Source organism: Streptomyces sp. WM6386 (assembly GCF_000972385.1).
Classification (GTDB): domain Bacteria; phylum Actinomycetota; class Actinomycetes; order Streptomycetales; family Streptomycetaceae; genus Streptomyces.
In genome coordinates, this window is the sequence record NZ_JXTE01000037.1 from 59,749 (window position 1) to 82,180 (window position 22,432).

The following is a 22,432-nucleotide window of genomic DNA, read 5'->3' on the forward strand; positions in this document are numbered from 1 at the left end:
CGCGGGGAACTGCGCGACCAGCCACGATGGCGCCGCACCCAACACACGACCCCCCACTAAAGTGGACCCCATGGCTTTGAACCCCTCAGACACCGCCCTCTGGCCCGCCCCCTATGCGAGCGGAGCCGTCGACGCGACGGTCCACGTCCCGGGGTCGAAGTCAGTCACCAACCGAGCACTCGTACTGGCCGCCCTCGCAAGCGAACCCGGCTGGCTGCGCCGCCCCCTCCGCTCCCGGGACACCCTCCTCATGGCCGCGGCCCTCCGTGAAATGGGCGTGGGCATCGAGGAAGGCGTGGGCCCCGACGGTACGGGCGAGTCCTGGCGCGTCCTGCCCGCAGGCCTCCGCGGCCCCGCCACGGTGCACGTCGGCAACGCCGGCACCGTCATGCGCTTCCTCCCCCCCGTCGCCGCCCTCGCCGACGGCGAGATCCGCTTCGACGGCGACCCGAGGTCGTACGAGCGTCCCCTGAACGGCGTCATCGACGCCCTGCGCGTCCTCGGTGCCCGCATCGACGACGACGGCCGCGGCGCGCTCCCGCTGACGGTCCACGGCGGCGGTGCCCTGGACGGCGGCCCGGTGGAGATCGACGCGTCCTCGTCGTCGCAGTTCGTGAGCGCGCTGCTGCTGAGCGGCCACCGCTTCAACCAGGGCGTGGAAGTCCGCCACGTGGGCTCCACCCTCCCCTCGCTCCCCCACATCCGTATGACCGTCGACATGCTGCGCGCGGTCGGCGCCCAGGTCGACACCCCGGAGTCGGGCGGCGAGCCCAATGTCTGGCGGGTCACGCCGGGTGCGCTGCTCGGCCGGGACCTGACGATCGAGCCGGACCTCTCCAACGCCCAGCCGTTCCTGGCGGCGGCCCTGGTGACCGGTGGCAGGGTCGTCGTCCCCGACTGGCCGAGCCGCACCACCCAGCCCGGTGACAGGCTGCGGGAGATCTTCACCGAGATGGGCGGTTCCTGCGAACTCACCGAGTACGGCCTGGTGTTCACCGGTTCGGGTGCGATCCACGGCATCGACGTGGACCTGAGCGAGGTCGGCGAGCTGACTCCGGGCATCGCGGCGGTGGCGGCGCTGGCCGACTCCCCCTCGACGCTGCGCGGCGTGTCCCATCTGCGCCTGCACGAGACGGACCGCCTGGCCGCGCTCACCAAGGAGATCAACGAGCTCGGCGGTGACGTGACCGAGACGGCCGACGGACTGCACATCCGCCCGCGCCGGCTGCACGGCGGGATCTTCCACACGTACGAGGACCACCGGATGGCGACGGCCGGCGCGATCATCGGCCTCGCGGTGGAGGGCGTGCAGATCGAGAACGTGGCCACGACGGCGAAGACCCTGCCGGACTTCCCGGAACTGTGGACCGGGATGCTCGGGGCGTAGGGGCCTAGACATCATGCGTCGCTACGGCAAGCACACCGACGAGGACGACATCCGCAGCCGCCCGAACCGCAAGGGCAACCGGCCCCGTACGAACATCCGGCCCAAGCACGAGGAAGCGGTCGAGGGCATGGTCCTCACCGTCGACCGGGGCCGGCTGACCTGTCTGGTCGACGACACGGTCGTGATGGCCATGAAGGCCCGCGAACTGGGCCGCAAGGCCGCCGTCGTCGGAGACCGGGTGGCCATCGTCGGCGACCTCTCCGGCGAGAAGGACACCCTGGCCCGTATCGTCCGCATCGCGCCGCGCACCTCGGTGCTGCGCCGTACCGCGGACGACGACGACCCCTTCGAGCGCGTGGTCGTCGCCAACGCCGACCAGCTGGCGATCGTCACGGCCCTCGCCGACCCCGAACCCCGCCCGCGTCTCATCGACCGCTGTCTGGTCGCGGCGTTCGACGGCGGTCTGACTCCCCTCCTGGTCCTGACGAAGTCGGACCTCGCCCAGCCCGACAAACTGCTGGAGCTGTACGGCCACTTGGACATCCCGCACGTCGTCACCAGCCGCGAGGAACTGGAGAACGGCAGCGCGGTGGACCGGGTGCGGGAGGAACTCGACGGCAAGATCACAGCGTTCGTCGGCCACTCGGGCGTGGGCAAGACGACGCTGGTGAACGCCCTGGTCCCGGAGGAGCGGCGCCGGGTGACGGGTCATGTGAACGCGGTGACCGGTCGCGGCCGCCACACCACCACCTCGGCTCTGGCGCTGCCCCTGGCGGGCGACGCGGGCTGGGTGATCGACACTCCGGGCTTGCGGTCGTTCGGCCTGCACCACGTCGATCCGTCCCGCGTGATCCTCGCGTTCCCCGACCTGGTGCCGGGAACCGAAGGCTGTCCCCGTGCGTGCAGTCATGATGAGCCGGACTGCGCGCTGGACGAGTGGGTAGCCGAGGGGCACGCGGACCCGGCGCGGCTGTACTCGCTCCGCCGTCTGCTGGCGACCAGGGAACGCAAGGAAGGCGACTGACCTCCGCGTTGTTTGTCTCCGTACAGGTTAGGTAAAGGCATAATCGCACCGAGCCGGACATACGGGAGGACAGCACATGGCGTGGCTGCTGGTGGTGGTCGCCGGGTTGTTGGAGACCGGTTTCGCCGTGTGCCTCAAGCTCTCGCACGGCTTCACTCGGCTGTGGCCCACGGTCGCGTTCTGCATCTTCGCCCTCGGCAGCTTCGGCCTGCTGACGCTGTCGCTGAGGAAGCTCGACGTGGGCCCGGCGTACGCGGTGTGGACCGGCATCGGGGCGGCGGGTACCGCGATCTACGGCATGATCTTCCTCGGTGACCTGGTGTCGGTGCTGAAGCTCGTCTCGATCAGCCTGGTCATCGTGGGCGTGATCGGCCTCCAGCTGTCCGGCTCGGCACACTGACGGCCGCTCAGCCGACCTCGCCGCGGCCCGACTCGCCCACCGGGCCGAGGACTTCACCCCACGCCGACGTGAGGCCGGCTCCCCCTGACGGCCGGTCCGCCGTCGAAGTCGGCCTCGGGCGCGGTCACTTCGAGCAACGGGCTCACCGCGAGGCCAGGGCCGACTGACGTAACAGCCCTCACACCGGCTGCCGGTGCAGTGCGCTGCGTACCAGGTCCGCGACCCCGCCCTCGCCCGGCGGGGCGGCCACGCAGGACAGTGCGATCCGGACGGTCAGCTCGCAGGAGCGGGCGAGATCGGCGAGGTCCGTCTTGTTCGCGCCGGGTCCGCAGAGCACCGCCACGGCACGGTCGCGGACCAGTGCCACGAAGTCGCCGGGCGACGGCAGCGGGCCGTCCGCCCGGCGCTGTGCCGGTACGGCCGAGGAGGACGGGACCGCGGACAGCGTCGGGGAGGGCAGCCGCTCGCTCCAGCAGCCGGTGAGCATGGCCCGTACGAGCGCGTTGTCCTTGGCGGTGGCCGCGGTCCACTCGGCGGTCGCGGTCAGCCGCTCACGCGCGTCGCTGTGGGTGGCGAGCGCGCGCTCGACGCCGGCGAGATATCCGTCGGCCTCCCTTCTCACCAGCGCGCGGGCCAGCCCTTCCTTGCTCCCGAACTCGTTGTAAAGCGTCTGCCGGGACACTCCTGCCGCCGCGGCGACGTCCACCATCCGCACGGTGGACCACGGCCGGCGGGCCAGCGCCGTGTATGCGGCGTCCAGCAGGGATTCCCTCGCTGCAGGCATCATCGCCTCCTAGGGGCGAGCGGCTCTGGGCCCAGATTTGACGCGCGTGAGGGCACTGTCAAGGGTTCGCGAAGGCATCGGGGGGCGCCCTTGATCCACCGCACGCCGTCCGGACGGGGCCCGTCCGCGCCTTGGTCCCGTGTAGCCCCGTACCTACCACGGCAGATACCGTTCGCCCCATGCCGGACTACCTCGACGACCTCCGCTTCGCCCACGTCCTCGCGGACGCGGCCGACGCAACCACCATGGACCGCTTCAAGGCGCTGGACCTCAAGGTCGAGACGAAGCCGGACATGACCCCGGTGAGCGAAGCGGACAAGGCGGCGGAGGAGATCATCCGCACCCATCTCCAGCGCGCCCGCCCGCGGGACGCGATCCTCGGCGAGGAGTACGGCGTCCAGGGCACCGGCCCCCGCCGCTGGGTGATCGACCCGATCGACGGCACCAAGAACTACGTCCGGGGCGTTCCCGTCTGGGCCACCCTGATCTCCCTGATGGAGGCGGCGGAGGGCGGCTACCAGCCCGTTGTCGGCGTCGTCTCCGCCCCCGCGCTCAACCGCCGCTGGTGGGCCGCGAAGGGCCACGGCGCGTTCTCCGGCCGCAGCCTCACCTCGGCCTCCCGTCTGCATGTCTCCCGCGTCTCGAAGATGTCGGACGCGTCCTTCGCGTACTCCTCCTTGAGCGGCTGGGAGGAGCAGAGCCTCCTCAACGGCTTCCTGGACCTGACCCGCGACGTGTGGCGCACGCGCGCGTACGGCGACTTCTGGCCCTACATGCTGGTCGCCGAGGGCGCGGTCGACCTCTGTGCCGAACCCGAGCTCTCCCTCTGGGACATGGCCGCCAACGCGATCATCGTGACGGAGGCGGGCGGCTCCTTCACCGGCCTCGACGGCCGCCCGGGCCCGCACAGCGGCAACGCGGCCGCCTCCAACGGTCTGCTCCACGACGAGATGCTGGGATACCTCAACCAGCGCTACTGAGCGCGTACGCCCTCAATCGGCCGCACGCGCCCTCTTGTTGACCCTCGCTTTACCTGCGACTCTGAGGGGACCCTCATTTGTGAACTTGTGAATCCTCGAACTATCTCGGGGGTTCGTATGGAGGTGACTCCGCACCCATGCTCGTCCGTGACGCCATGAGCACAGTGGTCCTCACCATCGGCCCCGCCCACACTCTCCGCCAAGCCGCCGCTCTGATGTCGGCCCGGCGGGTCGGCGCGGCCGTGATCCTCGACCCCGATGCCGGAGGCATCGGCATCCTCACCGAACGCGACGTCCTCAACGCCGTGGGACTGGGCCAGAGTCCGGACACGGAACGCGTCCACGACCACACCACCACCGACGTCGTCTTCGCGGCACCGTCCTGGACCCTGGAGGAGGCGGCCCGGGCCATGGCCCACGGCGGCTTCCGGCACCTCATCGTCCTGGACCACGGTGAGCCGGTCGGCATCGTCTCGGTCCGCGACATCATCCGCTGCTGGGCACCGGCACGACAGCACGTCCCGGCCTGAGAGCAGTACGGGGGGCGGGTCGGGCGACCCGGCCCACCCCCCGCCACACTGGACATTGTCCAACTCAAGGTGCACTCTAAATTCACACCTATTCGGAGCCTGGTCCCCCTTGCTGTTAAGGTGACCCCTATGAGTGACCTTCTGGAACGACTGCGCGGCCGCGGATGGCGGATGACCGCGCAGCGGCGCGTCGTGGCCGAGGTCCTCGACGGCGATCACGTCCACCTGACGGCCGACGAGGTCCACGCACGGGCCGTCGCCAAGCTGCCCGAGATCTCCCGCGCGACCGTCTACAACACGCTGGGCGAACTGGTCTCCCTGGGCGAGGTGCTCGAGGTCGCCACCGACAAGCGCGCCAAGCGGTACGACCCGAACGCGCACCGGCCGCACCACCACCTGGTCTGCGCCCAGTGCGGCGCGATCCGCGACGTCCACCCGAGCGGCGACCCGCTCACCGACCTCCCCGACTCCGAGCGCTTCGGCTTCACGGTCTCGGGCGTCGAGGTGACGTACCGCGGCGTCTGCCCGAACTGCGCGGTGGCATAAGCCTGCTTCCGAAGCCCCGGCCCCTGTGGGGCGCCGGGGCTTTGTGCTGTCTACAGGCTTCCCGGATCTGACGGACCGTCATATGGTCAACGGCACCCACCAGTCCGTTCCGCACTCCGCGAGGAGACCCCGTGGGAGAGCCGTATCCGAAACTCAGCGCACGTGATCTGACCCGAACCTTCGGCCGTGGCCCCGGCGCGGTGGCCGCCCTCGGCCCGCTGGACCTGTCCGTGACCGCCGGTGAGTTCGTCTGTGTCGTCGGCCCCTCGGGCTGCGGCAAGTCCACCCTGCTGCGCATCGCCGCGGGTCTGCTGCGCCCCAGCACGGGCCGCCTGGAGATCCGTACGACCAGTCCCCGCCCCGCCGCCATGATCTTCCAGGACTACGGCATCTACGACTGGAAGACGGTTCGCGCCAACGTCCGCTTCGGCCTCGACATCCAGCGCGTCCCCCGCCGCGAGGCCGACGCCCGCGCCGACACCTGGCTGGCCCGCATGGGCCTGTCGGACTTCGCCGACGCCTACCCGGCGACCCTCTCGGGCGGCATGCGCCAGCGCGTGGCGATCGCGCGGGCGTTGGCGGTGGAGCCCGAACTCCTCCTGATGGACGAGCCGTTCGCGGCCCTGGACGCCCAACTCCGCATGATCCTCCAGGACGAGCTCCTGGAACTCACCCAGACGACCCGCACCACCACCCTCTTCATCACTCACAGCCTGGAGGAGGCGATCGTCCTCGGCGACCGCGTCCTGGTGATGTCCGCCCGCCCCGGCCGCATCATCGCCGAGCACCACCCGCCCTTCCCCCGCCCGCGCACCGGCGACATCCGCTCCGCACCGGAGTTCACGGATCTGAAGAGCGAGTTGTGGGACCTGCTGCGCAAGGAGGCGGTGCCGGCATGACGACGACCGCTCCCGCACGGGAGTCCGTCCTGGTCCGCACGCCGGGCCCGCACGAGCTCCATCCCGTACGCACGCACAGGCGCCGACGCGCCCTGGAACTGTCCCTGGCGGCGGCCGTCCCCCTGTTCCTGGTGCTCCTGTGGCAACTGGCCGCCGACCGGGCCTGGATCGACTCCCGTGTCTACCCGGCACCGTCCACGATCTTCGCGGACGGCTGGGACCGGGCCGCGGCGGGCGACCTGTGGCCGGACGTGTGGGCGACGTCGAAGCGCGTCGTGGCGGGCTACGCGGTGGGCACGGCCACGGGGTACGCGCTGGGCCTGCTGATGGGCTCGCTCTCCCTGGTCAGGGCGGCCCTGGAGCCCCTGCTGGACGCCCTGTACGTGGTGCCGAAGCTGGCCCTGCTGCCGATCTTCCTGAACATGTTCGGCCTGGGCGAGGGCCCGCAGGTGGCCCTGGTCGCGGCGACGGTCTTCTTCTTCGTATGGATCTCGACGATGTCCGCGGTCATGTCGATCCCTTCCGGCCACCGCGACGCGGGGCAGGTCTTCGGCGCCTCGCCCTGGCAGATGTTCCGCCACGTCCTGCTGCCGGCGTCACTGCCGTCGGTCCTGGTGGGCGCACGCATAGCGGCGGGCGTGGCCGTGCTGGTGATCGTCGCCTCGGAGCAGATCGCGGCGACGAACGGCCTGGGCCATCTGATCTTCGACTCCCGCGCGCTGTTCCAGAACGACGTGATGTTCGTGGGGATCGTCTGTGTGGCGGCCCTGGGGGTCGTCTTCTCCGAACTGGTGCGGGTGGTGGGCCGGTTGCTCACCCCATGGGCACCGCGGGACCGTGGACGGGGGCAGTCATGAGGGGACGTACATACGTGGTGGCGGCGATGACCGCCGTACTGCTGACCTCGGCGGCCTGCTCGTCGCCGTACGAGGACACCGCACCACGCGCGGGCGCCGGGAAGCGCACGGTCAGCCCGGTGGAGGGCTGTGGCGCCACGTCCTGGACGGACCCGGCCGACCTCTCCCCGAGCCGTCTGCCGGCCCGCTGCCAGCCCGGCGCACCGGCCCCGAAGCCGCTGGCGAAGACGGAGAAGCTGACGATCGCGACGGGGACGCTGAGCGCCGAGTACGTGGCACCGCTGCAAGTGGCGCTGGACAAGGGTGAGTTCGAGCGTGAGGGCCTGGACGTCACCCTCAAGGTCCTCCCGACACCGGACGCGCTGCCCCTGCTCGCCAAGGGCGACCTCGACGCGATCTGGGCGGCTCCGGAGGCGGCCGTGATGAACGGTCTCCGGGGCGGCTTCGACATCAAGTGGGTCGCGGGGAACTTCTCACCGGACCCCGGCTCGAAGAGCGGCCTGTGGGTGCGGCTGAAGGACGGCGAGAGCGCGTCCCAGGTGTCCATGGCCGGCCGCAGACTCGGCACGATGATCGGCAAGGGCTCCGTCATCGCGTACCCCATGGAGAAGACCCTGGAGAAACACGGCGGCGGCCTCGACGAGATCCAGTACCAGCAGCTGGGCTCCGCGGACGTCCTCACCGCCCTGGAGAACGGCGGCGTCGACTCGGCCTGGCTCCTGGACCCGGTGTGGCGCAAGGTCGACGGACAGCCCGCCTACGCCTTCCTCGGCGGCCAGCCGCAGGGCGAGCCTCTGGGCGGCCTGCTGTACGGCCCTTCGCTGCTCCAGCGGGACGTGGACGCGGGAGTGGCCTTGCTCCGGGCGTACATCCGCACGGTGAACTCGTACTTCGCGACGGACTACAAGGACGACGAGGCCTACGTCACCTACCTGGCGAAACTTCTGAAGGCGGACAAACAGATCCTCCGCTCGACCCCGTCCCTGCGGATGGACTGGGAGATCCGCAAAGGCACAACCGACCGTCTGCAAGCGGCCTACACCGCGCAAGGAGTCTTCGAGGGCGACCCGCTACCGGAGTCCAGAACGGTCGACCGCGCCCTGTACGAGGAGGCCGTGGGCCACAGGCCATGAACACACCGAGGGCCGGAATCCTTCTGGATTCCGGCCCTCGGCCTTCAGTAGCGGGGACAGGATTTGAACCTGCGACCTCTGGGTTATGAGCCCAGCGAGCTACCGAGCTGCTCCACCCCGCGTCGGTGAAATGAACACTACGTCAACGCAGAGGACGGAAGCAAATCGCTTGTCCACGGCCCCACCCCAGCCTCAGGCGGACAACTCCTGGCGCAGCGCGTCCCGCAGCCGAGCCGCCCGCTCCGACACCTCCCGCGGTCCCAGCGTCACCGCCCGGTCGGCCCACCGCTGCCCCTCCGCGAGCTCCCCACGACGCGCGTAGACCAGGGCAAGCCGCAACGCCGCCCGCCCGTGCCCCGCGTCCGCCGCGCGGGTCCACCACACCGCAGCCTCGGGCTCACTCCCCTCCCGGGCCAGCAGCAGCCCGAGATTGAAGGCACCGTTGCGGGAGCCCGCCTCGGCCGCCTCCCGGTACCACCGAGCCGCCCCGACGACATCCCCCCGGGCGGCGGCCAGCATCCCCACCCGCACCTGCGCCCGACGATGCCCCTGCGACGCCGCCCGCTCGTACCACTCCTCGCACTCGCTCTTGGACGAGTGCACCGGCTCTCCCAGCTCATGCGCGGGCGCGGGCGGACGCCGGGCATCCAGCACGGTCGCGAGCCGATAGGCCGCCTCCGAGCTGCCGCCCCCCGCCGCACACCGCAGATGTCGCTCCGCCGCCGCCTCGTCCCCGTCCCGCAGCCGCGCGATCCCGACCTGGAGCGCCGCCTCGGTGTGCCCGGCGGCCGCGGCCCGCTCGTACCACCGCAGCGCGATGACGGCGCCCTCTTCGGTGCCTCGCCCGGCGAAGAGAATCCCGAGGTTGAACGCCGCGTCCACGCTCCCGGCCTCGGCCGCCTTGGAGAACCACGGCTCGGCCCCGGCGGTGTCCCCGCCCTGCAGCAACAGGATCGCCAGCGCGTTCGCCGCCTCCCGGTGCCCGGCGTACGCCGCGCGCCGGTACCACTGCTCGGCCTGTGCGGTCCGCGCCTGCTCGGCGCAGAGCAGCCCGAGGTTGTACGCGCCGTTGACATCACCGGCGTCCATCGCGGCCCGGTACCACCGCTCGGCGGTCTGCGTCTCGCCCCGCTCGGCGTGCAGCGCCCCCAGCGCGTTCGCCGCGTTGCCGTCCCCGTCCTGGGCGGCCCGCAGCCACCAGACCGCGGCGCTCTCGACGTCTCCCGCGTCACGCAGCAGGAACCCGAGGGCGCAGGCGGCCCGCGCCTCCCCGTCCTTGGCGGAGGTCAGGTACCAGCGCCCGGCCTCCTTGAGCTCACCGCGCCGCTCCAGGATCGCGCCGAGGTGCAGCGCGGCCCGCCGGTGTCCGCGCGCGGCGGCCTGGCGGTACCACTGCTCGGCTGCCGGGGAGACACCGTTGTCGGACCCGTCGTCCCCCTCGGCCGGCACCTCGCGATCAAGAGCGCGCGCGAGCCGGTAGGCCGCCTCACGGTGCCCCCGCTCGGCCGCGGCCCGCATCCAGTGCCCGGCCCCGGCGTCCGCGCGGTGCTCCAGCAGATCGGCGAGCGCGTACGCGCCGAGGGCGTGCCCCTGCTCGGCGGATTGGCGCAGCCAGTACTCGGCGGCGGGCTCGTCGCCCTTCTCCCGGTGGTGGCGTCCCAGCGCGTGCGCGGCCGCGGCGGACCCGGCGACGGCGGCGATCCGCCACCATCCGGCGGCCTCGTCGGCGTATCCGCGCTGGTGCAGCAGGACACCCAGGTTGTTGGCGGCGGCCCGGTCACCCGCGGCGGTGGCGGCACGCAGCAGGGGTTCGGCTCCGTCGAGATCACCGCGGCGCAGCAGCATGGCCCCGAGGACGCTCATCGCCTCGACATCGCCGGCTTCCGCGGCGAGCCGCTGCCTTGCTTCCTCGGCGGCCTCACCGGTTTCGTCCCGGTCGGAAGGCTGCACAAGATCGGCAGACTGCACAAAGTCAGCAGACTGCTCAAACCGCCCTGTCTCCAACAGAGTTGCCTTGTCCCCCATAACGTCCATCGTCGCACCACCTGCAACCTGGGTACACCTGGTATACCGCAGCCAGTGAGGTCACTTCAGCGTTTTGTCGACATGCCCACAGAGAGACAAGTCAAACACAGTTCGCCCAACTCCCCACGGCGGCACGGCCATCCCTCTGCCCGGCACATGCGTTCGCACACCACGAAGGCCCGGATCCTTGATCAGGATCCGGGCCTTCGTTTTCAGTAGCGGGGACAGGATTTGAACCTGCGACCTCTGGGTTATGAGCCCAGCGAGCTACCGAGCTGCTCCACCCCGCGCCGTTGTGTTCAAACCGTACCACGGCGCGGGAGGGGCATCTGACCAGCTCAGGAACTGATCAGCCGCTGGGACTGCTGCTCGGGCTCGGACTGCCGCTCGGACTCGGACTACCGCTCGGACTCGGGCTGCTGCCGCCGGCCTTGTCTTCCTTGGCCTGTGCGTCCTCGGCCCGTTGCAGCGCTTCCTCCAGGTCCTTCTGGGCCAGACCGTACGCCTCCCAGTCGCCCTTCTTCAGGGCTTCCTGGCCGTCCTCGAAGGCCTTCTGGGCGTCGTTCAACGCCTGTTGGACCGTCGGGTTGTCGGAGGTCGGTGGCGGAGTCGTCGTGCCCCCGTCGTCGTCCTCCGGTGGCGTGGTGGTCTCGCCGTCCGCCCCGAACACCTTGTTGAGGGCCTGGTCAAGGGTGTCCTCGAAGGCGGTGTTGCCTCCGTAGGTCACCAACACCTTCCGCAGCAGCGGGTACTTCAGTCCACCACCGCGTACGTAGACCGGCTCCACGTACAGCAGTCCTCCGTCGAGCGGCACCGTCAGCAGGTTGCCGTACTCCACCTTGGAATCACCTCTGTTGAGGAGGCTGATCGTCTCGGCGATGTCCTGTTCGGAGTTGAACTGGCTCTGTACCTGTTTAGGACCTTGGACGCTGGTGTTCGTCGGCAGTTTCAGGATTCTGATCTTGCCGTAGTCGCTGGTGCCCGCCTCGGCGTCGACCGACATGAACGCGCTGAGCTGATCACGGCCGTTGGGCGTGAACGTCGTCGTGAGCGAGAACGCCTGCGCCTTCTGGTCGGGCATCTTCATGCTCAGGTAGTACGGCGGCACCGGCTCGCCCGAGGTGTTTGTCGGGTCGTCCGGCACCTGCCACACCTCGGAGCCGCTGAGGAACGTCGTCGCGTCCTTCACGTGGTACCGGCTGAGCAGCTCGCGCTGGACCTTGAACAGGTCCTGCGGGTAGCGCAGATGGGCCATGAGCGAGTCCGAGATCTCGGTCTTCGCCTTCACCGTGCCCGGGAACGCCTTCATCCAGGTCTTCAGGACCGGGTCCTTGGTGTCCCACTGGTACAGCTTCACCTGGCCGGTGTAAGCGTCGACGGTCGCCTTCACCGAGTTGCGGATGTAGTTGACCTGGTTCTGCTGGGCCACCACCGCGCGCGAGTTGTTCGTCGCGGTCAGCGAGTCGGCCGTGGTGTCACCGAGGGTCGTACGCGACGAGTACGGGTAGCCGTTCGTCGTCGTGTACGCGTCGACGATCCACTGGATCTTCCCGTCCACGACCGCCGGGTAGGCGTCGCCGTCGATGGTCAGCCACGGGGCGACCGCCTCGACGCGCTCCTTGGGCGTGCGGTTGTACAGAATCCGCGAACCCTCGCCGATCGCGCCGGAGTAGAGGATCTGCGGCTCGTTGAACGCCACCGCGTACGCGGCCCGGTTGATCGGGTTGGAGAGGTTGACCCCGCTCTTGCCGGTGTAGCTGAAGGTCTTCTCGCCGCTGTCGTCGGAGTAGTCGATCTCCTTCTGGGGACCGCCGACGATCGAGTACTCGGTGGTCTTCTCGCCGTAGTAGACCCGCTGCTGGTACGTCCCGAGGTCACCCTGCGAGGGCAGGTCGGACTCGGTGAAGACCGGGCGGCCCTCGGAGTCGGCGGTGGTGCCCTTGGCTGCGACCACGCCATAGCCGTGGGTGTAGCGGAAGTGGTCGTTGATCCAGTTGTTCTTCGGAATGCCGTCGAGGTTCAGCTCGCGCAGACCGATGACCGTGTCCTGGTCCTTGCCGTCCTTGGTGTAGCGGTCGACGTCCAGGTTGGTCGGGAACGCGTAGTAGTTACGCATCTGCTGGAGCTGCTGGAACGTCGGCGAGGCGATGTTCGGGTCCATCACCCGGATGCTGGCCGTACTGCCGACGTCGTCGCGCAGCTTGGTCTTGTCCGTGGTCGTGGACGTGCCCGCGTACTCGCTGACGTTGGCGTCGTCGATCCCGTACGCCTCACGCGTCGCCTTGAGGTTCTTGGTGACGTACGGCGCTTCCTTGGCCTGCTCGTTCGGCTGGACCTGGAACTTCTGGACGATCGCCGGGTAGAGACCGCCGATGAGGATCGCCGACAGCACCATCAGACCGAAGCCGATGACGGGCAGCTGCCAGGTGCGCCGCCACAGGGTGGCGAAGAACAGCAGGGCGCAGATGACGGCGATGCAGAACAGGATCGTCTTGGCCGGCAGATAGGCGTTCGCGTCGACGTACCTCAGGCCGGTCCAGTTGTCGGTCGCCTTGAAGTCGCTGGACTTGACCGCGAGGCCGTACCGGTCGAGCCAGTAGGCCACCGCCTTCAGGGCGACGAAGATGCCCATCAGCACCGACAGATGGCCCGTGGCGGCGGCCGTGGCGCGCGCTCCCGGGCTGGTGATCCTGAGCCCGCCGTACAGGTAGTGCGTCAGCGCGGCGGCGATCACGGACAGGATCGCAGCTGCGAAGCCGAAGCCGAGCAGGAACCGGTACCAGGGCAGGTCGAAGGTGAAGAAGGAGATGTCGAGCTTGAACTGCGGGTCCTTCTCACCGAAGGACACGCCGTTGACCCACATCAGCCAGGTCCGCCACTGGCTCGACGCCGAGGCGCCGGCGATCAGGCCGACCAGCGCGGTGATCCCCAGCAGCAGCCACCTCTTGTAGGGCGCGATGCCCATGCGGTAGCGGTCGAGGTTCTGCTGCTCCATCGACATGGCACTCAGCGGTGGCCGCAGCCGGTGCGCCAGCCAGATGTTGAAGCCGACCGCCAGGGCCATCAGCAGGCCGAAGACGAAGAACAGCCCGATCTTCGTCCACAGGGTCGTCGTGAACACGGACGAGTAGTTCACCGACCGGTACCAGAGCCAGTCCGTCCAGAACCCGGCGAACATGGTGAACGCCATGCCGAGCACGGCAAGGACGCCCAGTGTCATGAGCAGGGTCCGGACACGCCGGGACGGGCGGCCCACTCTGATCCGTGGCCCCGTCGGGCCTCCGCCGCGGTCCGGCATCTGGAAAGCCAAGGTGCGCACCTCGAAAGTCGCTGTTGGTCCGTCAGACCCGCGTCCCCGCGGGCCGTCCGTGGGCCACGTGATCGTAGGCCCTCACCTATGCAACTTACTCACGCTTTACTCGGTTCCCGATTCGGGCTATGAACGAGGCAGGATTGTGACCATGTCCAACACACCCATGGCAGCGAGCCCTCTGACCCGGGCCGTACTCGAGATCGACGAGTACGTGTCCGGCCTCGGCTGGGACCAGCCCGCTCGCCTCTTCGCCCTCGTAGACACCGCCCGGCTGCGCGCTCAGGAACCGGGCCTCGCGGCCCAGCTCGGCCTGGAGGACGAGCAGGCGACCACCGGTCTCACCCCGATCGAGCAGGAGGAGATCCCGGCGGGCAAGCCGCTGGACGAGTTCCTCGGCACGATCGCCTGGCCCGATCCGGTCGTCGGCTGCGCCCTGACGGTGGAGCGCCTGATGCTCCCGCCGTCCGCCGAGGCGTCCGTCCCGGAGGGCCTGAGCGACAAGAAGCTCACCCAGTGGGTCGCGAAGCACCCCGACCGCCAGGAGGTCCGCATGACGGTCGCGGTCCTGCGCGACGGCACCCGCGACTCCGCCCTGCGACTGCGCGAGAAGGACTCCCCGACGGAGGTCCTGACCGGCGACGCCCTGGTACCGGGGCTGGCGGAGGCGCTGTCGGCGACGTTCGAGGACTGAGTTCTTCCGCTACGACGGCCTCTTCTCGTACGACAACGGGGGCGCCCCTGGTCTTGGGGGCACCCCCGTTCCCGTACGCGCGCGTGTCTGTTCCGTCAGCCCTTGGTCGTGCACTTGGGCAGGGCGGCGGTGTCGCCGGAGCGGATGTCGTCGAGGGCGCCGAGGGCGTCCTCGATGGTCTTCACCTTGACCAGCGTGAGCCCGCCGGGGGTGTCCTTGGCGGCGGCCGCGCAGTTGTCGGCGGGCGTGAGGAAGTACTGGGCGCCCTTGTCGCGGGCGCCGACGGTCTTCATCTCGATGCCGCCGATCGGGCCGACCTTGCCGTCGTCGTCGATGGTGCCGGTGCCGGCCACGAACTTGCCGCCGGTGAGGCTGCCCGGGGTGAGCTTGTCGTAGATGCCGAGCGCGAACATGAGCCCGGCACTCGGCCCTCCGACGTCGGCGAGCTTGATGTCGATGGTGAACGGGAAGGTGTGGTCGGTCCCGGCGGAGATCCCGACGATCGCGCGCTTCTCGCCGTCGTCGTCGGACGCCTTGGTCGTGACGGTCACGTCCTCGGTCCTGGTCGCCGTCCGCTGTTCCTTCTCGGCGGCGGCCTGCTCCTTGGCGGGCACGATGGTGAAGACGACCTTCTCGCCGGTCTTGTGCTTGGTGACCAGCTCGGCGACGTCGGCGGGCTCCTTGACGGTGGTCCCGTCGACGGCCTTGATGACGTCGCCGGCGTGCAGCCTGCCCTCGGCCGGGGAGTCCTTGACGACCGTGGAGACGATCACGAAGGACTTCACGGGGACGTCCAGCTCCTTCAGGGCGGCGACCTTGGCGCTCTCCTGGGACTGGCTGAACTCCTCGGCGTTCTCCTGGGTGGACTGTTCCTCGGTCTTGCCGTCCGGGTACAGCGTGTCGTGCGGCACGACCTTGTTGTCGTGCGCGAGCCACCCGTACACGGCCTCGACGATGTTCATCTTGTAGTCGGCGCTGGTGACCCGGACGGTGGTCATGTTCAGATGCCCGCTCGTGGCGTACGTCTTCCGGCCGGAGATCTGGAGCACCGGCTCGCCGTCGTGATCGCCCAGGGTGTTCACCGTCGGCCCCGGGGACATCTCCGCGTACGGCACGGGGATCAACACACCCGCGCACAGGAGCGCGATCAGCATCAGGGTGGAGGCGAGCATCGTCGCGGTGCGGCGTGGCATGCCACGACAGTACGGGACGCCCCTGTCAGTGACCCGTCAGGGCTGCCTCAGGACTGTCTCAGGGTTGCTTCTCCATGGCCTTGCGGAACCGGGCGTACCCGTCCAGCTCGGGCCCGTCGCTGCGTGTACTGCGGGTCCGGTTGGCCCAACTGCCCCATAGACCTGCGCCGATCGCAGCCAAAAGCGGAATCAGCAACCAGGCGAGCGCCGCCATGCTGTCCTCCCAACCCCGGTGCGCGACCGCAACTGACTGATCAGCAGATTAACCATCCGCACTGACAACGCTCACGCCATGGGTGCGGTTACGCAACCGGAGAGGAGAGAAGGAAGGATTCAGCAGGCGCCGACCCGAGAGGCAGTGGGCTTCAGCAGGCGCCGACCCACTCCTCGGTGCCGTCGGAGAACTTCTGATGCTTCCAGATCGGCACTTCGTGCTTGAGGTCGTCGATCAGCTTCCGGCAGGCCTCGAAGGCCTCCCCGCGATGCGGACAGGACACGGCGACGACGACGGCGAGATCCCCGACGCTCAGATCCCCCACGCGATGCACCGCGGCCAGCGCCCGCACGGGGTACTCGGCGACGACCTTCTCCGCGATCCGCCGCATCTCCGCCTCGGCATTCGGGTGACACGAATACCCGAGTTCGTCGACGTCGGCTCCGCCGTCGTGATTGCGCACGGTCCCCACGAACAGCGCGGTCCCCCCGGCCGCGTCGTCCCCGACGGCCTTGAAGACCTCGTCCAGGGAGAGCGCGGTCTCGCGAATGGCGATGAGCTTGATCGCGTCCTGCGCGCCCCGCTCACCGGGGTGGTCGTCGATGGCTGCCATGCCCCCATCGTGCCCCATGTCTGTGACCACACGGAATAGCGTGATCGCCCGGCACGCGCGCGGGGGCGTTTGGAGTCTCCTACAGGGCTGAGCCTCCCGGCCTCAGATCCGCCGGCGAGCCTTCCGGGCCCGCCGCACCACGGCCGCCGCGCCCAGCAGCGCCACCGTCGCGCCCGCGGCACCCGCCGCCGTCGCGTCCTTGCGACCCAGTCGGCGTCCCACGACGGTGTGCCGTCCGGAGACCTCCTCCAGCAGCTCCGCGAGGACCTCCTCGTTGGTCCACTGCGGCCGCCATCCGGCGTCGTGGAGCCGGCTGCCGCTCACCACCCAGGGGTACATCGTGTAGGCGAGATCCCCGGCCGGAGACGGCGTGAGCCCGATCCGGTGCAGCCGGGCCGCCGCCCCCAGCGCCACGGCCGACGGCAGCTCCATCCGCCGGATCCCGCTGAGCTCCTCGACCTCCTCCTGCTCCAGCCATCCGTCACAGCCGACGGCGAGCTCGCCCTCGACCTTCTCCAGGACGGCGTACTCCAGAGCACTGCACAGATCCTCGACGTGGCAGAACTGCCAGGCGGGCCGGGAGCCGGCCACGACCAGCAGCCGCGGTGACTCGAAGTACCTGGTCAGCGCGGTGTCAGTGCCTCCGACGAGGACAGCGGGCCGCACCACGGTGACATTCAGCCCGGGGTGCGCCCGCGGAGCGCGCCGCGCGAGCCGCTCGACCTCCAGCAGATCCCCGACCCCGGTCGCCTCCGCGGTCGCCCGCAGCTCCGCGTCCTCGGACAGTGGCAGCTCGTTGTCCGGAAGGGCGCCGTAGACCATGGCGGAGGTGCACAGCACGACCCGGTGCACGCCGGCCGCGGCCGCGGCGGTCAGCACGGTCTGCGTACCGCGCACGTTGTAGGCCGTACGGGCGGCCCCGTCGGTCTCCAGATCGAGATCGAGCGCCAGGTGCACCACGACGTCCGCGCCCCGCAGCTTCTCCGCGATCGCCGGATCCCGCACATCCAGGATGTGCCACTGTGCCGCCGCGCACTCGCCTCGCCGCTCGTCGATGGCGATGACCTGCTTGATCTCCTCCGAAGCGGCGAGCCGCTCGGTGAGCAGCGCGCCGACACCGGCGGCGGCGCCGGTCACGGCGACGACGGGCCCGCGCAGGCCGGGATGGGTTGACTGGTTTCGCGCTGCGCGAACCTGTGGATCAGGGGAACTCACCGGGCGTCTCCCGCGGTTGTCTTCAGTACGGGCGCGAGTGACGCGTACGTACCAGGTGGCATCCATCCTGCCGCAGGCCGACAGTCGGCGGAGCACCGAGGCCCGATCCGCCCACGGTGTCTAGGCTGGGTGGTGTTATCGGGCAGTCGCGCCGTCGGAGAGAAACCGGCGGCCTTACCAGCCGAGGAATCCCGTGAGTGACACCCCATTCGGATTCGGCCTTCCGCCGGAGGAGCCGGACGACGGCGACGAGGGCAAGAAGAAGGACCAGCAGAGCGGTGGTGGTCAGGGCCCGGCCAACCCGTTCGGTTTCGGCGGGCTGCCCGGAGCAGGCGGCTTCGGTGCCCCTGGTGCCGACAACCCGTTCGCTGCCATGTTCGGTTCCCTGAACCCCAACGACCTGGGCGCCGCGTTCCAGCAGCTGGGCCAGATGCTCTCGTACGAGGGCGGCCCGGTGAACTGGGACATGGCCAAGCAGATCGCCCGCCAGACGGTCTCCCAGGGCACCGCCGACGGCACGAAGGACGCGAGCGTCGGCCCCGCCGAGCGCACCGCGGTCGAGGAGGCCGTCCGCCTGGCCGACCTGTGGCTCGACGACGCGACGTCCCTGCCGTCCGGCGCGGGCTCCGCCGTGGCGTGGTCCCGCGCGGAGTGGGTCGAGGCGACCCTGCCCGCGTGGAAGGAGCTCGTCGACCCGGTCGCCGAGCGCGTCGGCACCGCCATGGGCGACGTGCTGCCGGAGGAGATGCAGGCCATGGCCGGCCCGCTGATCGGCATGATGCGCTCGATGGGCGGCGCCATGTTCGGCACGCAGATCGGGCAGGCCGTCGGTGTGCTGGCGGGCGAGGTCGTCGGCTCGACCGACATCGGTCTGCCGCTGGGCCCGGCCGGCAAGGCCGCGCTGCTGCCGCTCAACATCGAGGCGTTCGGCAAGGACCTGGGCGTGGCGCAGGACGAGGTGCGGCTGTATCTCGCGCTGCGCGAGGCCGCCCACCAGCGTCTCTTCACGCACGTGCCGTGGCTGCGCTCGCATCTGTTCGGCGCGGTCGACGGGTATGCGCGCGGCATCAAGGTCGACACCGCCAAGCTCGAGGACGTGGTCGGCCAGTTCGACCCGCAGAACCCCGAGCAGCTGCAGGACGCTCTCCAGCAGGGCATGTTCCAGCCGGAGGACACGCCCGAGCAGAAGGCGGCCCTGGCCCGTCTGGAGACGGCTCTGGCGCTCGTCGAGGGCTGGGTGGACGCGGTGGTCCACGCGGCCGCGAAGCCGCGTCTGTCGTCCGCGGACGCGCTGCGCGAGACCCTGCGCCGCCGTCGCGCCTCGGGCGGCCCGGCCGAGCAGACCTTCGCCACGCTGATCGGCCTGGAGCTGCGCCCCCGCCGGCTGCGGGACGCCTCCCGTCTGTGGGCCTCACTCACGGACGCGCGCGGTGTCGACGGCCGGGACGGTCTGTGGGCCCACCCGGACATGCTCCCGACCGCCTCCGACCTGGACGACCCGGACGGCTTCGTGCACCGCGAGCAGCTGGACTTCTCCGAGCTGGACAAGATGCTCGGCGAGGCGGCCGGCGGCTCCGCCGAGAAGCCGAACCTGCACAAGGACGACTCCCAGGACAGCGAAAAGGGCGACGACACCGAGTGAGCCTTCACGACGACGCGGTCCTCGTCCTGAAGGGGTACGAGGACCAGGAGGAGCTGCGCCAGACCTACCTGGACCACTTGGCCGCACACCCGGACGGAATGTGGAAGGCCTGCCAAGCGGGTCATGTCACGGCGAGCGCGCTGGTGATCGACCCGTCGCGCGGGCGGGTGCTGCTCACACTCCACAGGAAGCTGCGGATGTGGCTCCAGATGGGCGGCCACTGCGAGCCGGGGGACATCTCCCTGGCGGCGGCGGCCCTGCGGGAGGCCACGGAGGAGTCGGGCATCACCGGGCTGACACGGCTCCCGGGCGGCCCGGTGCGGCTGGATCGCCATCCGATCCCGGCCCCCTGCCACTGGCACTTCGACGTCCAGTACGCGGCGCTGGCCCCGGCCGGGACCGTGGAGGTGATCAGCGACGAGTCCCTGGACCTGCGCTGGTTCTCCTACGCCGAAGTCGCGGACGTGGCGGACGACTCGGTCGTACGCCTGATGGAAGCAACGCGCGCGAGGCTGTGAACGGGTAAGGGGCGACCTCCATAGAAGGTCGCCCCTTACGTAAGCCGGTCGGTCGCGCCGCGCGGAGCGGTCAGCTCCAGGCGTTGCCCTGGTTCTGGCCGCGCGCCCCCTGCTGCCCCACCCCGTACTGCGCGGCGAGGCCGGAGCCGATCTGGGCGTTCTGCGGTGGCAGCAGCTCGCTGGGCTGGACGATCGCGTAACCGCTGCCCATGAAGCTGAGCTCCCAGCCCTCACCGGTGTTGCCCCGGCGCCTGAACACCCCGGAGGAATGCGTCTGGGCCTGCATCTGGACGCGCAGCGAGGTCGACCAGGCGACGATCGCGTCGGCGTCGCAGTTGACGTACTTGTCGGGCGTCACCTGCATCATCAGCGGAGCGCCGGAGGTCATGAGGGCGACCTTGCCGCGGCCGGTGATGTTGAGCTGGTACTTCCCGGAGCCGGAGATGCCGTAGAGGCTGTCGACGGCGATGACCTCGTGGTGCAGCGACGAGTCCATGGCGAGGACATAGTTGCTGTCGACGGTCAGCCCGTCCTGCTCCACATCCACCAGATGGACGTGCTGCTTGAGATTGGCGAGATAGACCGTGCCCTGCCCGTGGCAGCGCATGAGATCGAGGCCCTCGCCGGTCCGCGCACGCGCGCGTCCCTGCTGGTTGCTCTGGTACTCGGCGTCGAACTCCATCAGGCCCTGGTAGGCGACCATCGTGCCCTTGCGGGCGAGGATGTCGTCGTGGCCCTCCAGGGTGACGCGGAGCATCTGCTTGTTCTGCAGGCTCCAGCGGTCCTGGGTCTGCTGGTCGTTGTAGGCGAAAAGCGGACTCTGCATGACGTTCTGGCTCCCCCTCAGCCCCGGACCCGGAGGCGGTCGGTGCTGTCCTCGCTGGGCTGGACGACGACGATGCCCTGGCCCGAGAAGGCCATCTGATAGGCCTCACCGCTGCCCCGGCCGATGAGCGACTGCGCCTTGAAGCTGCGCTTGCCCTTCACCTTGAGGTTCGGGGACCAGGCGACGAGCGCGTCGGGGTCGACGTAGGTCTCGTCCTCGCCGCCGCCGCAGTCGACGACGATCGGCTTGCCCCGGGAGGTCAGAGCGACCCAGCCCTGCCCGGAGATCTTGGTGTTCCACAGTCCCTGCCCGGCGAACTTCGCCAGGCCCTTCACGCGCTCGACACCCCAGGTGAGGTGTGCGTCGAAGGCGAGCAGGTTGGTGGCGTTGACGGAGATGCCGTCGCCGTTGAGGTTGATGACGACCACGTTGGCGCCGTAGTCGGCGAGATAGAGCAGTCCGTCGCCGGTGCACTTCATCAGGGGCGCGCCCTCGCCGGTCATCCAGTCCTTGGCGATCTGGCGCACGGCCGGCGGGTTGGGCTCGTACTGGACGAACCCTTCGTAGGCGACCATCGAGCCCACGCGCGCGAAGAGGTCGTTCCCGGTCTGCATGGCGATCTTCGCCATGTGGTTGCCGTGGTTCTCCATGCGGGCCGAGACGGGTGCGGGAGCGAAGCCCGCGAGTGGCTGGTTCATGACGGACTCCCTCAGATCTCGTACGGCTGGACGACGATGAAGTTGCCGGGCGCGGCCCGGAACTGCAGGTTGACGCTTTCCCCGGTGTCGCCCGGGTAGGCGTTGCGCCGCATCCGGACCTGGCTGGAGACGACCACCTGGGCGGCGGACGACCAGGCGACCACGGCGTTGGCGTCGGCGAACGTCGTGGGCGTCACCGGCAGCACCACGGGCGTGCCGTGCGTCTTGAGGACGATCGTGCCGGTGCCCTGGAACAGCATCGTGAACAGCGCGCCGCCCGGGATGCCATGTCCTTCGATACGGCGGACCTCGTACTGGAGGCTCTCGTCGAAGGCGAGGACGTTCTCGGCGGAGACACAGATGCCGTCGCCCTGGAGTTCGATGGGGTGCAGCATCGTGGAGTTCTCGGCGAGGAAGACCTGACCCTGGCCGGTGCAGCGCATCAGCTGCATCTCCTGGCCGGTCGCGTTGCCGACGACCCGGCCGGCGAAGCCCGCGCCCTTGTAGCTGAAGTCGACCTTGCCCTGGTAGAGCACCATGCTGCCCTGCCGGGCCAGCACGGGGTGCCCGCCGACGCCGAGGTCGACGCGGACGAGCTTCTTGTTCTGCTGTGTCCAGCGCTGACCGGTGGGCGTCTCCTTGAACTGCTGGAGAGCGCCGGCGACCCCGGCGGCCTGGGGTGCGCCCTGCGGTACGCCCTGGGGCGCTCCGTAGGGGGCCTGCTGGCCCGGGACCTGGCCGTACGGAGGCTGCTGACCGTAGCCCGGGGGCGGGGTCGGCTGGCCGTAGCCGGGCGGCGGGCCAGGTGCCTGGGGCGCCTGCGGGGCCTGGGGCTGGGCGCCGTAGCCGGGCGGCGGGGCGGGCTGGCCGTACTGGGGCTGCTGCGGCTGGCCGTAGGGCGCGGGAGCCGGGGCCGGGGGCGGTACGGGGGCGCCGCCGGGCGG

Annotated in this window: 22 protein-coding genes and 2 tRNA genes; 12 read left to right on the plus strand and 12 right to left on the minus strand. The window is 70.0% G+C overall.

All coding sequences use genetic code 11. The features are described 5' to 3' along the window. Nucleotides 1–70 precede the first annotated feature (70 nt). The 3 genes from aroA to TN53_RS22835 all read left to right on the plus strand — a co-directional run bounded on the left by aroA (nucleotide 71) and on the right by TN53_RS22835 (nucleotide 2,811). Nucleotides 71–1,387 (plus strand): 3-phosphoshikimate 1-carboxyvinyltransferase, encoded by a 1,317-nt coding sequence (gene aroA / locus TN53_RS22825; RefSeq protein WP_046260461.1) that lies wholly within the window; start codon nucleotides 71–73, stop codon nucleotides 1,385–1,387. A 13-nt stretch (nucleotides 1,388–1,400) separates the two neighbouring features. Beyond that, nucleotides 1,401–2,411 carry a ribosome small subunit-dependent GTPase A gene (gene rsgA / locus TN53_RS22830; RefSeq protein WP_046260462.1) on the plus strand — a complete coding sequence of 337 codons (1,011 nt, stop codon included), beginning with the start codon at nucleotides 1,401–1,403 and terminating at the stop codon, nucleotides 2,409–2,411. A 76-nt stretch (nucleotides 2,412–2,487) separates the two neighbouring features. Then, nucleotides 2,488–2,811 carry a DMT family transporter gene (locus tag TN53_RS22835; protein WP_046260463.1) on the plus strand — a complete coding sequence of 108 codons (324 nt, stop codon included), beginning with the start codon at nucleotides 2,488–2,490 and terminating at the stop codon, nucleotides 2,809–2,811. 178 nt (nucleotides 2,812–2,989) lie between these two features. On the opposite strand, the gene TN53_RS22840 is transcribed toward TN53_RS22835, so the two are convergent. After that, nucleotides 2,990–3,598, minus strand: coding sequence for a TetR/AcrR family transcriptional regulator (locus TN53_RS22840; protein ID WP_046260464.1), 609 nt, complete (start codon nucleotides 3,596–3,598; stop codon nucleotides 2,990–2,992). A 176-nt stretch (nucleotides 3,599–3,774) separates the two neighbouring features. Between TN53_RS22840 and hisN the strand changes: the two genes are divergently transcribed. From hisN to TN53_RS22870, 6 genes are all read left to right on the plus strand, one after another. Then, nucleotides 3,775–4,575, plus strand: coding sequence for a histidinol-phosphatase (gene hisN / locus TN53_RS22845; protein WP_046260465.1), 801 nt, complete (start codon nucleotides 3,775–3,777; stop codon nucleotides 4,573–4,575). 137 nt (nucleotides 4,576–4,712) lie between these two features. After that, the gene (locus TN53_RS22850) at nucleotides 4,713–5,105 is read left to right on the plus strand and encodes a cyclic nucleotide-binding/CBS domain-containing protein (RefSeq protein WP_046260466.1); all 393 of its coding nucleotides are present in this window, start codon (nucleotides 4,713–4,715) and stop codon (nucleotides 5,103–5,105) included. A 129-nt stretch (nucleotides 5,106–5,234) separates the two neighbouring features. Further along, nucleotides 5,235–5,651 (plus strand): Fur family transcriptional regulator, encoded by a 417-nt coding sequence (locus TN53_RS22855; RefSeq protein WP_046260467.1) that lies wholly within the window; start codon nucleotides 5,235–5,237, stop codon nucleotides 5,649–5,651. Nucleotides 5,652–5,782: 131 nt separating this feature from the next. Further along, nucleotides 5,783–6,550 carry an ABC transporter ATP-binding protein gene (locus TN53_RS22860; protein ID WP_046260468.1) on the plus strand — a complete coding sequence of 256 codons (768 nt, stop codon included), beginning with the start codon at nucleotides 5,783–5,785 and terminating at the stop codon, nucleotides 6,548–6,550. Next, nucleotides 6,547–7,407: an ABC transporter permease gene (locus TN53_RS22865; RefSeq protein ID WP_046260469.1), complete on the plus strand. Its 861-nt coding sequence runs from the start codon at nucleotides 6,547–6,549 to the stop codon at nucleotides 7,405–7,407. Before TN53_RS22860 ends, TN53_RS22865 begins: the two co-directional genes overlap by 4 nt. Continuing rightward, complete coding sequence (locus tag TN53_RS22870) at nucleotides 7,404–8,540, plus strand: ABC transporter substrate-binding protein (RefSeq protein ID WP_046260470.1); 1,137 nt, start codon at nucleotides 7,404–7,406, stop codon at nucleotides 8,538–8,540. The genes TN53_RS22865 and TN53_RS22870 overlap by 4 nt, the downstream gene beginning before the upstream one ends. A gap of 48 nt (nucleotides 8,541–8,588) precedes the next feature. Here the strand turns inward: TN53_RS22870 and TN53_RS22875 are convergent. From TN53_RS22875 to TN53_RS22890, 4 genes are all read right to left on the minus strand, one after another. Continuing rightward, nucleotides 8,589–8,662, minus strand: a tRNA-Met gene (locus tag TN53_RS22875). A gap of 70 nt (nucleotides 8,663–8,732) precedes the next feature. Next, the gene (locus TN53_RS22880) at nucleotides 8,733–10,574 is read right to left on the minus strand and encodes a tetratricopeptide repeat protein (RefSeq protein WP_046260471.1); all 1,842 of its coding nucleotides are present in this window, start codon (nucleotides 10,572–10,574) and stop codon (nucleotides 8,733–8,735) included. Nucleotides 10,575–10,781: 207 nt separating this feature from the next. Beyond that, nucleotides 10,782–10,855, minus strand: a tRNA-Met gene (locus TN53_RS22885). 59 nt (nucleotides 10,856–10,914) lie between these two features. Then, nucleotides 10,915–13,863 carry a UPF0182 family protein gene (locus tag TN53_RS22890; protein WP_234441676.1) on the minus strand — a complete coding sequence of 983 codons (2,949 nt, stop codon included), beginning with the start codon at nucleotides 13,861–13,863 and terminating at the stop codon, nucleotides 10,915–10,917. Nucleotides 13,864–14,026: 163 nt separating this feature from the next. Here TN53_RS22890 and TN53_RS22895 point away from each other — a divergent pair, with 163 nt between their 5' ends. Next, the gene (locus TN53_RS22895) at nucleotides 14,027–14,569 is read left to right on the plus strand and encodes a PPA1309 family protein (RefSeq protein WP_046260472.1); all 543 of its coding nucleotides are present in this window, start codon (nucleotides 14,027–14,029) and stop codon (nucleotides 14,567–14,569) included. A 95-nt stretch (nucleotides 14,570–14,664) separates the two neighbouring features. Here TN53_RS22895 and TN53_RS22900 read toward each other — a convergent pair whose 3' ends face one another. The 4 genes from TN53_RS22900 to TN53_RS22910 all read right to left on the minus strand — a co-directional run bounded on the left by TN53_RS22900 (nucleotide 14,665) and on the right by TN53_RS22910 (nucleotide 17,804). Further along, nucleotides 14,665–15,762, minus strand: a complete 1,098-nt coding sequence (locus tag TN53_RS22900) for a PDZ domain-containing protein (RefSeq protein ID WP_199924633.1) — start codon at nucleotides 15,760–15,762, stop codon at nucleotides 14,665–14,667. A gap of 58 nt (nucleotides 15,763–15,820) precedes the next feature. Further along, on the minus strand, nucleotides 15,821–15,976 hold the full coding sequence (locus tag TN53_RS47895) for a hypothetical protein (RefSeq protein ID WP_199924634.1): 156 nt from the start codon (nucleotides 15,974–15,976) through the stop codon (nucleotides 15,821–15,823). Nucleotides 15,977–16,127: 151 nt separating this feature from the next. Beyond that, nucleotides 16,128–16,589 carry a molybdenum cofactor biosynthesis protein MoaE gene (locus tag TN53_RS22905; protein ID WP_046260473.1) on the minus strand — a complete coding sequence of 154 codons (462 nt, stop codon included), beginning with the start codon at nucleotides 16,587–16,589 and terminating at the stop codon, nucleotides 16,128–16,130. A 102-nt stretch (nucleotides 16,590–16,691) separates the two neighbouring features. Further along, nucleotides 16,692–17,804, minus strand: coding sequence for an SDR family oxidoreductase (locus TN53_RS22910; protein ID WP_046260474.1), 1,113 nt, complete (start codon nucleotides 17,802–17,804; stop codon nucleotides 16,692–16,694). A 193-nt stretch (nucleotides 17,805–17,997) separates the two neighbouring features. Here TN53_RS22910 and TN53_RS22915 point away from each other — a divergent pair, with 193 nt between their 5' ends. Beyond that, on the plus strand, nucleotides 17,998–19,446 hold the full coding sequence (locus TN53_RS22915) for a zinc-dependent metalloprotease (RefSeq protein ID WP_046260475.1): 1,449 nt from the start codon (nucleotides 17,998–18,000) through the stop codon (nucleotides 19,444–19,446). Beyond that, nucleotides 19,443–19,964: an NUDIX hydrolase gene (locus TN53_RS22920; protein WP_046260476.1), complete on the plus strand. Its 522-nt coding sequence runs from the start codon at nucleotides 19,443–19,445 to the stop codon at nucleotides 19,962–19,964. The genes TN53_RS22915 and TN53_RS22920 overlap by 4 nt, the downstream gene beginning before the upstream one ends. Nucleotides 19,965–20,034: 70 nt before the next feature. On the opposite strand, the gene TN53_RS22925 is transcribed toward TN53_RS22920, so the two are convergent. The 3 genes from TN53_RS22925 to TN53_RS22935 all read right to left on the minus strand — a co-directional run. After that, nucleotides 20,035–20,790, minus strand: a complete 756-nt coding sequence (locus tag TN53_RS22925) for an AIM24 family protein (protein WP_046260477.1) — start codon at nucleotides 20,788–20,790, stop codon at nucleotides 20,035–20,037. A gap of 17 nt (nucleotides 20,791–20,807) precedes the next feature. Then, nucleotides 20,808–21,488 (minus strand): AIM24 family protein, encoded by a 681-nt coding sequence (locus tag TN53_RS22930; RefSeq protein WP_046260478.1) that lies wholly within the window; start codon nucleotides 21,486–21,488, stop codon nucleotides 20,808–20,810. Between the two features lie 11 nt (nucleotides 21,489–21,499). After that, nucleotides 21,500–22,432 (minus strand): AIM24 family protein (locus TN53_RS22935; protein WP_046260479.1); only part of this gene is annotated, 933 nt, incomplete at its 5' end.